This is a genomic window from Pseudomonas wuhanensis (assembly GCF_030687395.1).
In the GTDB taxonomy this organism is placed as follows: Bacteria; Pseudomonadota; Gammaproteobacteria; order Pseudomonadales; family Pseudomonadaceae; genus Aquipseudomonas; species Aquipseudomonas wuhanensis.
The window spans coordinates 822,622-836,452 of the sequence record NZ_CP117430.1 but is presented as its reverse complement, the minus strand read 5'-3'; the positions used below and the strand labels follow the sequence as shown (position 1 = coordinate 836,452).

Genomic DNA, 13,831 nt, shown 5'->3' with positions numbered 1-13,831 from the left:
GTTAAGCACCGCCCCGAGGTTGAACAAAGTGGCATATCTGCCTAACTGTCGGCGCTTTCGCCTTGCCCCGGACTGAGCACCCGCCGATAGAGCGCCGCCTGCAAATCTTCGAATTTCACCGGTTTGCTCAGGTAGTCGACCAAGGTGTCGCTCGGGCCATAGGCCCGGTCCGCACTCAGGCAAATCATGAACACGGGTAATTCGGCGCAACCAGGCAAAGCCCGGATCCGACAGCAGATCGAGGCGCCGTCCAGTGGCGGCAGCTGACAATCGAGCAGCACCGCGTCAACGGCTTCACGCTGCAAGTGATCGAGCGCGGCCACGCCACTGTCAGCGGTGCGTACCCGGAACCCAAGCTTGAGCAACATGCCCCGCATCACCAATTGATTGATGCTGTTGTCATCAACCAGCAACACCGTGCAGTCCTGAGGCAAACGCAGGCCGGTGGTTTGCCGGGTGATTGAGGGCGCAGATCCCACCACCGCCAACTCGAACTCGACGTCCAGCTGAAAGCGACTGCCGCGACCCGGTTCCGAGCGGTGGCTCAGGCGCCCGCCGAGCAATTCGACCAGTTGCCGACAAATGGCCAGGCCAACGCCCAAACCACCGTATTCACGGGTCATCGAGCCGTCGAGCTGGAAGAAGCGCTGATACAGCGTTGCCTCCCCCAAATCGGTAAAGCCAATGCCGGTGTCGATCACAGTAAAAGACAGCGCCAGCCGATCGGGCGCCACCGGTTTGCCCGTCACCCGCAGCGCCAACCCGCCGATCCGGGTGAATTTGATCGCGTTATCCAGCAAGCATTCCAGGCATTGCGTCAGCTTGGCGCTGTCGCCGTGCAAGCGATCCGGCAGCCCGGGCGTAACCTCGACCTTGAAGTCCAGCGACTTGCTCGACGCATTGCCATCGAACTGCAGGCGCAAGGCCTCGACCACACTGCGCAAACTGAACGTGTCCGGATAGACCTTGAGCTTGCCGGCCTGCAATTCGGTCAAGGTGAGGATGCCGTTGACCATGCGCATCATGTCCCGCGCCGAACCGGCGGCCGTTTGCTGATACTGCTCCAGCTCAGGGTTCATCTCGACGGTCTGCATCAACTCCAATGAACCGATTACACCGTTCATGGGCGTGCGCAGTTCGTGGGTCAGAGTGGCGAGGAATTCGTCCTTGAGCTTGTTACTGTGGGCCAGTTGCTGGTTCAGTATTTCGAGCTTCTGGCCGGCATCGAACAGGGTTTGAGCCTGCTGCTCACGCATGGCGTTGATGCGATCGGCCAGGGCCAGGGACAGCAGCGCCACTTCGATTGCCGAGCCGATCTGGCTGGCGTACATGGTCAGGAATACGTTGGGCAAATAACCCAGCACCATCAAGGTGTTGACGATGCCACCGAGCAGGAACGCCGACCAGGCAATGATGAAATACCGCGCAACCCGCAGGCCACGCCACCAGGCGAAAATCCCGGCGGCGAAAATCACCACGGTAAAGACCAACGCCAGCAGCGTCGCCAGACGCAGGGCCAGGGCGTAACTGGTCATCAATGACAACCCGACTACCAGCACACTGAACGCAATCAACGCCAACAACAATCGGTCGAGCCAGCGACTGTGGGTGGCCGTCTGCAAAAAGCTGCGGGCGAACTGGCTGCCGAACAATCCTGAACAGCCGATGAAGAACGGCGTCGCAGCGTTCGCCCACCACGGATTGTTCGGCCAGAAGTACTCCACGGCCGCGCCATTCACCGACAGCTGATACAAGCCGAACGAGGCGATATAGACGATGTAATAGAGGTAGCTGGTGTCGCGCACGCTGAGAAAGATGAACAGGTTGTAGACCAGCATCCCCAGCAACACACCGTAAATCAGCCCCAGCACATAGAGCCGGACCGGCTGCTCTTCGAGGTAAGCGGTGCTTGACCATAAGGTGACGGGCGCCTGAACCGACCCTTCGCTTTGCAGGCGCAGGTACACAGTTTGCGCCTGCCCGGGCGTAAAGCTCAGATCGAACAGATAGTTGTTCTGGCGGATCTCGCGAGTGGCGAACGGCAACGCATCGCCGGTCTGTCGGACCAATTGATAGTCACCACCAGCATCGGCCAAGTAGAGATCAAGGTGATCGAGGGGCGGATAAGCCAGTTCCAGCAACCAGGTCTGTTGTGCCGACGGGTTGGTCGGGCGGTACTGCAGGTCGATTTTCAGCCAGAACGCCGAACGCGAATAACCGGCGTTGAGGGTGGCTTTATCGTGGGGTTTGAACTGCCCGGCTGCCGCTTGCGCACGGACGTCGGCGATGGTCGCCTGACCGCCCGCGTCTTCATAAACCTGCATCGTTCGGCCCAGGGGAAGGCTCTGGGTGAACTCGTCGAATTCGACGGCGCTCGCCAGGAGGGGCAAGCACAACAGCAACATCAGCAAATAGCGCATTTAAGCCCCAGCGTAGCCTGTCCGGTTCTGTCAGGAAGCCCCCCATTCCTTTTGAGTAGACGTAAAACCGGTATTACCTGTTATTGGTTTGGATCCACTCTAGCATAGCCGTTGATGGCCATTGAACACTATTGAAATTTTTCCTAAAAAGGCTCTAGAACGGGCGTTCCAGCGCCATGCATTGAGTTAGAGCTGTTGGCTTGGTCAGGTTGTGACAATGTCCCGGCGGGTGATGGACAACTGTGGCGAGGGAGCTTGCTCCCGTTGGGGTGCGAAGCGCCCCCTTTGCCTTCTGTCTGGAACACCGCGTAGACAGGTTTGCGACTGCTTCGCAGCCGAACGGGAGCAAGCTCCCTCGCCACAATGTCTCGGCCGGACTGGACTTCGCGACACCCGAAAAACATGTTTGGTGGTAAGCTCGCGCACCATGAATATCTACAGCTCTCGCCCCGTTGTCCTCTGTCTCTCCGGCCACGACCCAAGTGGTGGCGCCGGCTTGCAGGCAGATATCGAAGCCCTGCTCGCTCAGGGTTGTCATGCGGCTCCGGCCGTCACCGCCCTGACTGTGCAAGACACCGTCAACGTCACTGACTTCCGCGTGCTCGATCGCGAGTGGGTGCTGGCCCAGGCCAACGCCGTGCTCAACGACTCGGAAGTCGCCGCCGTCAAACTGGGCATGCTCGGCTCCCTGGAAATGGTCGACACCGTGGTCGAACTGCTTTCAGCGCACCCGCATTTGCCGGTGGTCTGCGATCCGGTGCTGCGCGCTGGCGGCGGCGGACGACTGGGCAAGGACGAAGTCGGCTATGCCATGCGCGAACGCCTGCTGCCGCTGTCGATCATTGCCACCCCCAACCTTCCCGAAGCCCGGATCCTCGCCGAACTGCCCGAAGGCACCGCGGACGAGTGCGCTGAAAAACTCCTGCCGTTCGTCAAACACCTGCTGATCACCGGCGGTCATGGCGACGAACACGAAATACACAATCGCCTGTACAGCCGCGACGGTCGCCGCGAAACCTTTACCTGCCAGCGCCTGCCCGGCAGCTATCACGGTTCCGGTTGCACGCTGGCCAGCGCCCTCGCCGGTCGTCTGGCCCAAGGTGAACACCTCGTCAGTGCCGTACAGAGCGCGCTTGACTACACTTGGCGCACCCTGCGTGATGCGGAGCAGCTGGGCAAAGGCCAGTTCGTGCCGCGCCGCTTGCCACTGGACTTCTGTTCGTAACGCCATGAGGCTTGTCCGATGAAACTACGTGGCCTGTACGCCATTACCGACAGCCAGTTACTGGCCGGTAAATTTCTTTCGTACGTGGAGGCGGCGCTCGAAGGCGGCGTCACCCTGTTGCAATACCGCGACAAGAGCAGTGACGAGGCCCGCCGTCTGCGCGAAGCCGAAGCCCTGCGCGATCTGTGCGAACGCTACAAGACTCATCTGATCATCAACGATGACGCCGAATTGGCTGCGCGCCTGAACGTCGGCGTGCACCTGGGCCAGACCGATGGCCCACTGATGCCGGTTCGCGCGCTGCTCGGTCGTCAGGCGATCATCGGTTCGACCTGCCACGCGCAACTCGAGCTCGCCGAACAAGCCGCCAAAGAAGGCGCCAGTTACGTCGCCTTCGGCCGCTTCTTCAACTCCAATACCAAACCCGGCGCACCGGCCTGCAGCCTCGAACTGCTTGATCAGGCCCGCAGCAAACTGCATCTGCCGGTCTGTGCGATCGGCGGCATCACTCTGGACAACGCTGCGCCACTGGTGGCTCACGGGGTCGATCTGCTGGCGGTAGTGCATGGTCTGTTTGGCGCCGAGAGCACGGCTGAAGTAACGCGCCGTGCCCGCGCCTTTAATGAATTGTTCAAATCCTGATTTTTTGAGAGCCCGATCATGTCTCGTTCCGAAACCCTGTTTGCCAACGCCCAAAAACACATTCCCGGAGGCGTGAACTCGCCTGTTCGTGCGTTCAAGAGCGTTGGCGGCACGCCGCTGTTCTTCAAACACGCCGAAGGCGCCTACGTCACCGACGAAGACGACAAGCGTTATGTGGATTACGTCGGTTCCTGGGGGCCGATGATTCTCGGCCACAGCCATCCGGACGTGCTGGACGCGGTGCGCAAACAGCTGGAGCACGGCCTGTCCTACGGCGCCCCGACCGCCATGGAAACCGAAATGGCCGATCTGGTCTGCTCGATCGTACCGTCGATGGAAATGGTGCGTATGGTCAGCTCCGGCACCGAAGCGACCATGAGTGCGATCCGTCTGGCCCGTGGCTTCACCGGTCGCGACAGCATCATCAAATTCGAAGGCTGCTACCACGGTCACTCCGACAGTCTGCTGGTCAAGGCCGGTTCCGGCGCCCTGACCCAAGGCGTGCCGAGCTCGGCCGGTGTGCCGGCGGCGTTCGCCAAACACACCCTGACCCTGCCGTTCAACGACATCGACGCGGTAGAAGCCATGCTCGCCGAAGTCGGTCAGGAAGTGGCCTGCATCATCGTCGAGCCAGTGGCCGGCAACATGAACTGCGTACCACCGGCTCCGGGCTTCCTCGAAGGCCTGCGGACCCTGTGCGACAAACACGGCGTGGTGCTGATTTTCGACGAAGTGATGACCGGTTTCCGCGTCGCCCTCGGTGGTGCCCAAGCCCATTACGGCGTCACGCCGGACCTGAGCACCTTCGGCAAGATCATCGGTGGCGGCATGCCGGTTGGCTGCTTCGGTGGCAAACGCAAGATCATGGAGCACATCGCACCATTGGGCCCGGTCTACCAGGCTGGCACGTTGTCGGGTAACCCACTGGCGATGGCGGCAGGCCTGACCACTCTGCGCCTGATCAGTCGCCCTGGTTTCCACGCCGAACTGAGCGACTACACCAGCCGCTTGCTCGATGGTCTGCAACAGCGTGCTGACGCCGCCGGCATTCCGTTCGTGACCACTCAGGCCGGCGGCATGTTCGGGCTGTACTTCAGCGGCGCTGACGACATCGTGACCTTTGAGGATGTGATGGCCAGCGATGCCGGCCTGTTCGGGCGTTTCTTCCACCTGATGCTCGAAGGCGGCGTGTACCTGGCGCCAAGCGCTTTCGAAGCCGGTTTCACCTCGATCGCCCACGGTGAAACCGAGTTGAAACTGACGCTGGACGCCGCCGAGCGTGCGTTCGCCGCATTGAAATAAAGCTGCGACGCTGACGTTGGCCATTGCCAGCGTCAGCTTTCACCTACATTCCTGTCCTTTTTCCTACTCATCTGCCAATAATCCCCCGCAAAGTGGGCGATATATTCCCCGCGCAGCAGAAAAACGAGTAAAGACTTTGTAAGGTTGGCCCTGCTTATTTCATAATGCGCGCTTATTGGATCCCTCGATGGGTCCACGCGCCCCTCAGAGGTAAGTCGATTCCCATGAACCGCACCGGCCGCACCCTTGCATTGGGCTGCCTGTTGCTCCTTCAGCCCCTGCTCGCGCTCGCACAAGCAGGCGGCAACTCGTTGTTGATCCCGGCGATGGGTCGCTGCACCCTCAATACTCAGCCGCAAGACCTGACGCAAGCGCTCGCCGCCTGTCAGAAAGCGTCGGATGAAGGGGATGCGCAAGCGCAATACGAGTTGGGTGAGTTCTACTACGACGGCAAAAACGCGCCGCGCGACCTCAATCAAGCCCTGAGCTACTTCGAAAAGGCCTCGCTGCAAGGCCACGCCCAGGCGCAATTCAAACTTGGCACCATGTTCTTCCATGGCGAAGGCGTACCGGCCAATAACGTTCAGGCGTATATCGTGCTGAAAATGGCCGCAGTCAACGGTGCCGAAGAGGCGCTGGACACCGCCGACGAAGTCGCCGAAAAAATGCCCCGCGAAGATCTGGAAGTCGCCACCCAGGTGCTGGGGCAAATTTTCCGTAAATACCTGATGGAATTGCAGAGCGCCGATGGGCGTACGCCGTTTTCGCCACTGCCTTGAATTGACTGGCCCCTGTGGCGAGGGAGCTTGCTCCCGCTCGGCTGCGCAGCAGTCGTAAAGTCAGCACACGCGGTCTGTCTGGAAGGTAGCGGCGGCTGATTTCAGGGCCGCTTCGCAGCCCAACGGGAGCAAGCTCCCTCGCCACAACAAGCATCACTAGCCACTCAATCTGCGGCCTACTTCTCAGGCATCGGCATCGGAAACGGCATCACATTGCCGACCGCACCGCGGGCTTCGCTGATTTTCGGGGTGCCGAGGCGCTCGACCTCGTCGATGCGCACGATCGAATGCATCGGCACAAAACTGCGCACAACGCCTTCGAACTGAGCCTTGAGCTTCTCTTCGCTCGGATCGACGACCACTTGCGTGCGCTCGCCAAAGACGAACTCTTCCACTTCCAGGAAGCCCCACAGATCACTTTGATAGATCTGCTTGGCGTACATTTCGTACACCTGGCCCTGATTGAGGAAAATCACCTTGTAGATTGGAGCTTCACGTTTGGTCATGGTGGGCGGGTAACACATCGGGGATAAAAATGAGGGCGCGAACTATAGCATAGCCGCCGGACGCGCAACGGTAGGAACCTTGGTGCATGTTCCCTATAATGCGCGGTTCTTTGAATCACGTGATGACTCTATCCATGGCCAAGAAGCTTTACATCGAAACCCACGGTTGCCAGATGAACGAGTACGACAGCTCGCGCATGGTCGATCTGCTGGGTGAACACCAGGCCCTGGAAGTCACCGCTCGCGCAGAAGACGCCGACGTGATCCTGCTCAATACCTGCTCGATCCGCGAACGCGCCCAGGACCGGGTGTATTCCCAACTGGGCCGTTGGCGCGAATTGAAACTGGCTAACCCGGAAATGGTCATCGCCGTCGGCGGTTGCGTGGCCAGCCAGGAAGGCGCGGCCATCCGTGATCGCGCTCCCTATGTGGACGTGGTATTCGGCCCGCAGACCCTGCACCGCCTGCCGGAAATGATCGACGCCGCGCGCCTGACCAAGCTGCCGCAAGTCGACGTCTCGTTCCCGGAAATCGAAAAATTCGACCACTTGCCCGAACCGCGCATCGATGGGCCGAGCGCTTACGTGTCGGTCATGGAAGGCTGCAGCAAGTACTGCACGTTCTGCGTGGTGCCTTATACCCGCGGTGAAGAAGTCAGCCGACCGTTCGACGACGTGATTGCCGAGATCATTCACCTGGCCGAAAACGGCGTGCGCGAAGTGACGTTGCTGGGGCAGAACGTCAACGGTTATCGCGGCACCACGCACGATGGTCGCCTGGCCGACCTGGCGGAACTGATCCGCGTAGTGGCGGCGGTCGATGGCATCGACCGGATTCGCTACACCACCTCGCACCCACTGGAGTTCTCCGACAGCCTGATCCAGGCCCACGCCGACGTACCGGAATTGGTGAAACACCTGCATTTGCCAGTGCAATCGGGTTCCGACCGGATCCTCGCGGCGATGAAGCGCAACCACACCGCGCTGGAGTACAAATCCAAACTACGCAAGCTGCGAGCCGCCGTGCCGGGAATCTGCATCAGCTCGGACTTCATCGTCGGCTTCCCGGGCGAGACCGAGAAAGACTTCGAACAGACCATGAAGCTGATCGAAGACGTCGGTTTCGACTTTTCCTACTCGTTCGTCTATAGCCAGCGCCCAGGCACGCCGGCCGCCGATCTGGCCGACGAAACGCCGGAAGCACTGAAAAAAGAACGCCTGAATGCCCTGCAACATCGCCTCAACCAGCAAGGTTTCGAGATCAGCCGACAAATGGTGGGCTCCATTCAGCGGATTCTGGTAACCGATTATTCGAAAAAAGACCCCGGAGAACTGCAAGGCCGGACCGAGAATAATCGTATCGTCAACTTCCGCTGCGACAATCCGACCCTGATCGGCCAGTTCGCCGACGTGCACATCGACGCCGCGCAACCGCACTCGCTGCGGGGCTCGCTGATCCAGTAACAGTGCATTACCCCCCTGTGGGAGCGGGCTTGCTCGCGAAGAGGGAGTGTCAGTCGACAACAATGTGGCTGACACACCGCTTTCGCGAGCAAGCCCGCTCCCACAGAGACCGCGCCCGACCATGAATCAGATTGGTCTGTTTAAGAGCTTTCGCACCCAGGCGACTGGCGCTATCCTTGATTCATCATAATTGCCCCTGGGCGGCTAAATACGACCTTGAACGCACCCATAGAACCACATCGTTTCATCCTCGAGCCTTTTGAAGCTCGCCGCTTCGCCAATCTGTGCGGGCAATTCGACGAGCATCTGCGCTTGATCGAACAGCGCCTCGCGATCGAGATCCGCAACCGCGGAAATCAGTTCGAACTGATCGGCGAGCCCAAGCACACCACCTCCGCGGAAAACCTGCTGCGCCGCTTGTACCGGGAAACCAAAGGTACCGAGCTGTCGCCAGACATGGTTCACCTGTTCCTGCAGGAGTCGGCCGTCGAGGAACTGGATAACCACTCCCCTGCCGAACCGTCCGTCGCCTTGCGCACCAAGAAAGGCATGATTCGCCCTCGCGGCTTGAATCAGGTGCGCTATGTGAAGGAAATCCTCGGTAACGACATCAACTTCGGCATCGGCCCGGCCGGTACCGGCAAGACCTATCTGGCCGTTGCCTGTGCGGTAGACGCACTGGAACGCGAGCAGATTCGCCGCATTCTGCTGGTCCGTCCGGCGGTTGAAGCGGGCGAAAAGCTCGGCTTCCTGCCTGGCGACCTGTCCCAGAAGATCGACCCGTACCTGCGCCCGCTCTACGACGCGCTCTACGAAATGCTCGGTTTCGAATACGTCGCCAAGCTGATCGAGCGTCAAGTGATCGAAGTCGCGCCGCTGGCCTACATGCGCGGCCGTACGCTGAATAACAGCTTCATCATCCTCGACGAAAGCCAGAACACCACCGTCGAGCAGATGAAAATGTTCCTGACTCGGATCGGCTTCGGTTCCACCGCCGTCATCACGGGTGACATCACTCAGGTCGACCTGCCGAAAGGCACGAAGTCCGGGCTGCATCACGTGATCGAAGTGCTCAAAGACGTGCCGGGTATCAGCTTCACCCACTTCATGCCCAAGGACGTGGTGCGCCATCCGCTGGTGCAGCGCATTGTCGAAGCCTATGAACGCTTCGAAAATCGCACAGCCGATGAACCGGCGAAGTTCTCTTCCAAGGACACTCGCCACGATGCTTGAGCTTGATCTGCAACTGGCTACCGAAGCGTCTGCCCCAAGCGAAGCCGAGTTCCGTCAATGGTGCGAACTGGCCCTGCGCCAGCGTACGGCCGACTCCGAAATGACCATCCGTCTGGTCGACGAAGAGGAAGCCCGCGAACTGAATTTCACCTGGCGGCAGAAAGACTACGCCACCAACGTTTTGTCGTTCCCGGCCGATGTTCCCGATGAATTTCTCGACATTCCCTTGCTGGGCGATCTGGTGATCTGCGTAGCGGTGGTCGAGCGCGAAGCGGCGGAACAAGGCAAGGAATTAAAGGCCCATTGGGCGCATCTGGTCATTCACGGCTGCTTGCATCTGCTTGGTTACGACCATATAGATGACGACGAAGCCGAAGAAATGGAAGCACTGGAACGAACGTTGCTTGCAGAGCTGGGTCATCCAGACCCTTATGCGGACGACGAAACAGACACATCCCCAACCGAAACAACAAAGGATTCAGAGTAATCGCTATGAGCGAAGATCGATCGAGCAACGGGCAGAAGTCATGGCTGGGTAAGCTCACCCAGGCTTTTGCCCACGAGCCGAAGAACCGCCAGGAGCTGCTGGAGCTGCTGCGCGACGCACATCAAAACAAGTTGCTGGACAGCGAAGCGCTGGCCATCGTCGAAGGTGCCATCCAGGTTGCAGACCTGCAAGTACGGGACATCATGGTCCCGCGCTCGCAGATGATCAGCATCAAGGCGACCCAGACACCCCGCGAGTTCCTGCCAGCCGTGGTCGACTCGGCCCACTCCCGCTACCCGGTGATCGGCGAAAGCCACGATGACGTGATGGGTGTGTTACTGGCCAAGGATTTGCTGCCGTTGATCCTCAAGGAGAACGGCGACAGCTTCAACATCAAGGACCTGCTGCGCCCGGCCACCTTCGTGCCCGAGTCCAAGCGCCTGAATGTGCTGCTGCGCGAATTTCGCGCCAACCATAACCACATGGCCATCGTCATTGACGAATACGGCGGCGTGGCCGGCCTGGTGACCATCGAAGACGTGTTGGAACAGATCGTCGGCGACATCGAAGACGAACACGACGTCGAAGAAGACAGCTACATCAAGCCGCTGCCCAGCGGGGACTTCCTGATCAAGGCCCTGACGCCGATCGATAACTTCAACGAGTTCTTCGACAGCGAATTCTCCGACGATGAATTCGACACCGTCGGTGGCTTGGTGATGAGCGCGTTCGGGCACTTGCCAAAACGCAACGAAATCACTGAGATCGGCGCCTATCGCTTCCGCATCCTGAACGCCGACAGCCGTCGGATTCACTTGCTGCGTCTGACACCTATTGCCCGTTAAGGATTGACATGCTCCGCGTAACCCGCCCCGGCTGGCCCGGTAACCTGCTGGCCGTGGCGGCCGGTGCACTCACCACCCTGGCCCTGGCGCCGTTCGATATCTGGCCGCTGGCATTGCTGGCGGTCGGTTTCTTTTATGCCGGTTTGCGTGAACTGAGCCCCCGCCAAGCCTTGGGCCGTGGCTGGTGTTTCGGTTTCGGCCTGTTTGCCGCAGGCACCAGCTGGATTTACTACAGCATTCACAACTTCGGCGGCGCCTCGGTGCTGCTGGCCGGGTTCTTGATGCTGCTCTTCACCGCGGCGATTGCCTGGTTCTTCGCTCTGCCCGCCTGGATTTGGGCGCGCTGGCTGCGCCGTAACGAAGCGCCGCTGGCCGATGCCTTGGCATTTGCGGCGTTGTGGGTGGGTCAGGAAGCCTTTCGTGGCTGGTTCCTTACCGGCTTCCCTTGGCTCTATTCCGGTTATAGCCAGCTCGACGGCCCATTGGCCGGGCTCGCGCCGGTCGGCGGAATGTGGCTGATTTCCTTCTCCCTGGCTCTGACGGCTGCGCTGATCTACAACGCTGCGCGCCTGGTGAGCACTGGCCGTAAAGGCTTCATCGCTGTCGGTGTGTTACTGCTGGCTGGCCCATGGGTGGCCGGCATGGCGCTCAAGGAACATGCCTGGACCAGCCCGGCGGGCGCCCCACTGAGCGTCGCGGCGATTCAGGGCAACATCGAACAAAGCATAAAGTGGGACCCCTCGCAGCTCAACGCGCAGCTGGCGCTGTACCGCGACATGAGCTTCAGCTCCAAACGCGTCGACCTGCTGATCTGGCCGGAAACAGCGGTCCCGGTGCTCAAGGAGTCCGCCGAGGGCTACCTGAACATGATGGGAAGCTTCGCCGCCGAACGTAAATCCGCGCTGATCACCGGCGTGCCGATTCGCCAGGAAGTCCATCACCAGAAGCGCTTCTTCAACGGCATTACCGTTGTCGGTGAGGGCGATGGCACTTACCTGAAGCAGAAACTGGTGCCGTTCGGCGAATACGTTCCATTGCAGGAAGTCTTGCGCGGCCTGATCGCGTTCTTCGACCTGCCGATGTCCGACTTTGCCCGTGGGCCGGCCGATCAACCGCTGCTGCAGGCCAAGGGTTATCAGATTGCGCCGTACATCTGCTATGAAGTGGTCTACCCGGAATTCGCCGCCGGCCTCGCTGCCCGTAGCGATTTGCTGCTGACCATCAGCAACGACACCTGGTTCGGCACCTCGATCGGCCCGCTGCAACATTTGCAGATGGCGCAGATGCGCGCACTTGAGGCCGGCCGCTGGATGATCCGCGCGACCAACAACGGCGTGACCGGATTGATCAACCCTTTTGGCCAGATCACTGCGCAGATCCCGCAGTTCGAACAAGGCATCCTGTATGGCGAAGTGGTGCCGATGCACAACCTGACGCCCTACCTGGAATGGCGTTCGTGGCCATTGATCATCAGTTGCGTGTTGTTGTTTGGCTGGGCGCTGGTGGCCAACCGGATGGCCAAGACCGTCTGAGCTTCTGTGGCGAGGGGGCTTGCCCCGCTGGGTTGCGCAGCAGCCCCAAATTATACGACTGCTGCGCAGCCGAACGGGGGCAAGCCCCCTCGCCACAGATCAGCGATAAAACAACGAATACCCGATCTGCCCCACCGCCTCATTCATCAACTGCCCGCTCTGCCAGATCGATTTGAATTCCGGCATCCAGCCGCCCAGCGGCCGGGCATTGTCCACGCCTAAAAACCCCACTGGCGCGGGCACCACCTCAAACCCGGCCTGCTGGAAACTCCAAACCGCTCGCGGCATGTGCCAGGCCTGAGTCACGACCACCACCCGCTTGATCCCCTCCGGCAACAATACCTGGGCGCTGAATTGCGCATTCTCCCAGGTCGTGCGGCTGCGCCCTTCCTGCCAGCGCACCGTCACGCCAAAATCATCTAGCAATGAGTCCGCCATCAGCTTCGCTTCGGTCGGTGGCGTGCCGTAATGCAGGCCGCCACTGGTCAGAATCGGCAAACCGGACGCCTTGGCCAGGCGCGCGGCATAGCGTTCACGCCCCAGGCCTACACCGGTCGGTTGGTCAACGCCCCAGGCCGGGTCGCCACGCTCACGCCCTGAACCCAGCACCACGATTGCGTCGGCCCGCTGGCTCAAGGTTGCCCATTCCTCGCGCGCCAGAGGCGGCTCGCGCTCCAGCGCCCTGGCACTCCACTCCACCATCACTGGCAGGCTCATCAACCAGAAGCCGCCCACGCCCAAGATAAAACACAACCCCGCCAGCCTCGGCCTTGAGCGGCGCCACCACCAGGCAAGCACCAGCAACAGCAATAAAATGCCGGGCGGCAATAGAAGTTGTTTAATGAAATAACGAAAAGGCATCGGGCATCTCCATAGATGCCCGAAGCCTAGGTGGATTGACGCAATGCGACAACAAATGCGGAAGGACTTTGCTTCAAAAAAGCATATCCCACGGCTTCAAGTGCCCTTACTTGAATTGCAAAGACCGGACCTTTACCGCGCCTTTGCCGGGTGCCTTATCCTTGAGCCAGATGATATTGGCCGAACGTGGTGCCTCGAGTTGCTTCATTGCTGCTGACAAGCATCCATGCGTCTCACGTTCACTACGGTCCAGATACGCCTTGACCAGTTCAAACTCTGCGGGGCTCAAACCACGCAGCTCCAGCTCCAGGGGACGCTCATCGCGAAGCCGACCGGCGGTTTTGGCCACATCCAGGGCCATTGCGAGACGGTCGATCAGTCTTTCGTACAGCTCCGGTTTTGTAGCTTTTTGCTGTGACTCAACCATCCATCACCTCATTGAAGATAAGACTCACTCCCCTTTTAGAGCTTAGCCTCGCTGAAAAAACCGGCTGAGTGCCGCGACCAACGGCCCTCGGGGCGGTCATTGGCCGCGT

13 protein-coding genes are annotated in these 13,831 nt (G+C 60.1%); 9 read left to right on the top strand and 4 right to left on the bottom strand.

Annotated elements, in window-relative coordinates; genetic code table 11:
* Positions 1-41: 41 nt before the first annotated feature.
* Positions 42-2,420, bottom strand: a complete 2,379-nt coding sequence (locus PSH88_RS03930) for a hybrid sensor histidine kinase/response regulator (RefSeq protein WP_305425004.1) — start codon at positions 2,418-2,420, stop codon at positions 42-44.
* A 427-nt stretch (positions 2,421-2,847) separates the two neighbouring features.
* Here PSH88_RS03930 and PSH88_RS03925 point away from each other — a divergent pair, with 427 nt between their 5' ends.
* The 4 genes from PSH88_RS03925 to PSH88_RS03910 all read left to right on the top strand — a co-directional run bounded on the left by PSH88_RS03925 (position 2,848) and on the right by PSH88_RS03910 (position 6,368).
* Complete coding sequence (locus tag PSH88_RS03925) at positions 2,848-3,645, top strand: hydroxymethylpyrimidine/phosphomethylpyrimidine kinase (RefSeq protein WP_030129523.1); 798 nt, start codon at positions 2,848-2,850, stop codon at positions 3,643-3,645.
* Positions 3,646-3,663: 18 nt separating this feature from the next.
* Complete coding sequence (thiE, locus tag PSH88_RS03920) at positions 3,664-4,287, top strand: thiamine phosphate synthase (protein ID WP_305425003.1); 624 nt, start codon at positions 3,664-3,666, stop codon at positions 4,285-4,287.
* A gap of 18 nt (positions 4,288-4,305) precedes the next feature.
* Positions 4,306-5,589: a glutamate-1-semialdehyde 2,1-aminomutase gene (hemL, locus tag PSH88_RS03915; protein ID WP_305483470.1), complete on the top strand. Its 1,284-nt coding sequence runs from the start codon at positions 4,306-4,308 to the stop codon at positions 5,587-5,589.
* 224 nt (positions 5,590-5,813) lie between these two features.
* The gene (locus PSH88_RS03910) at positions 5,814-6,368 is read left to right on the top strand and encodes a tetratricopeptide repeat protein (RefSeq protein WP_008070087.1); all 555 of its coding nucleotides are present in this window, start codon (positions 5,814-5,816) and stop codon (positions 6,366-6,368) included.
* Between the two features lie 176 nt (positions 6,369-6,544).
* Here PSH88_RS03910 and PSH88_RS03905 read toward each other — a convergent pair whose 3' ends face one another.
* Entirely contained in the window at positions 6,545-6,874 is a 330-nt protein-coding gene (locus tag PSH88_RS03905; RefSeq protein ID WP_007894425.1) for a DUF1820 family protein, read from the bottom strand.
* Positions 6,875-7,008: 134 nt separating this feature from the next.
* Between PSH88_RS03905 and miaB the strand changes: the two genes are divergently transcribed.
* From miaB to lnt, 5 genes are all read left to right on the top strand, one after another.
* Positions 7,009-8,337, top strand: coding sequence for a tRNA (N6-isopentenyl adenosine(37)-C2)-methylthiotransferase MiaB (gene miaB, locus PSH88_RS03900; protein WP_305425002.1), 1,329 nt, complete (start codon positions 7,009-7,011; stop codon positions 8,335-8,337).
* Positions 8,338-8,553: 216 nt separating this feature from the next.
* The gene (locus tag PSH88_RS03895; protein WP_305425001.1) at positions 8,554-9,570 is read left to right on the top strand and encodes a PhoH family protein; all 1,017 of its coding nucleotides are present in this window, start codon (positions 8,554-8,556) and stop codon (positions 9,568-9,570) included.
* Complete coding sequence (gene ybeY / locus PSH88_RS03890; protein ID WP_305425000.1) at positions 9,563-10,057, top strand: rRNA maturation RNase YbeY; 495 nt, start codon at positions 9,563-9,565, stop codon at positions 10,055-10,057. Before PSH88_RS03895 ends, ybeY begins: the two co-directional genes overlap by 8 nt.
* 5 nt (positions 10,058-10,062) lie before the next feature.
* Positions 10,063-10,902 (top strand): CorC family transporter, encoded by an 840-nt coding sequence (locus PSH88_RS03885; protein ID WP_007894419.1) that lies wholly within the window; start codon positions 10,063-10,065, stop codon positions 10,900-10,902.
* Between the two features lie 8 nt (positions 10,903-10,910).
* A complete protein-coding gene (lnt, locus tag PSH88_RS03880) occupies positions 10,911-12,434 on the top strand; it encodes an apolipoprotein N-acyltransferase (protein ID WP_305424999.1) in 1,524 nt (507 codons plus the stop codon).
* A gap of 99 nt (positions 12,435-12,533) precedes the next feature.
* Here the strand turns inward: lnt and PSH88_RS03875 are convergent, their stop codons facing one another.
* Both PSH88_RS03875 and PSH88_RS03870 read right to left on the bottom strand, forming a co-directional pair.
* The gene (locus PSH88_RS03875) at positions 12,534-13,295 is read right to left on the bottom strand and encodes a YdcF family protein (RefSeq protein ID WP_305424998.1); all 762 of its coding nucleotides are present in this window, start codon (positions 13,293-13,295) and stop codon (positions 12,534-12,536) included.
* A 106-nt stretch (positions 13,296-13,401) separates the two neighbouring features.
* Positions 13,402-13,722 carry a hypothetical protein gene (locus PSH88_RS03870; protein WP_305424997.1) on the bottom strand — a complete coding sequence of 107 codons (321 nt, stop codon included), beginning with the start codon at positions 13,720-13,722 and terminating at the stop codon, positions 13,402-13,404.
* Positions 13,723-13,831: the final 109 nt, after the last annotated feature.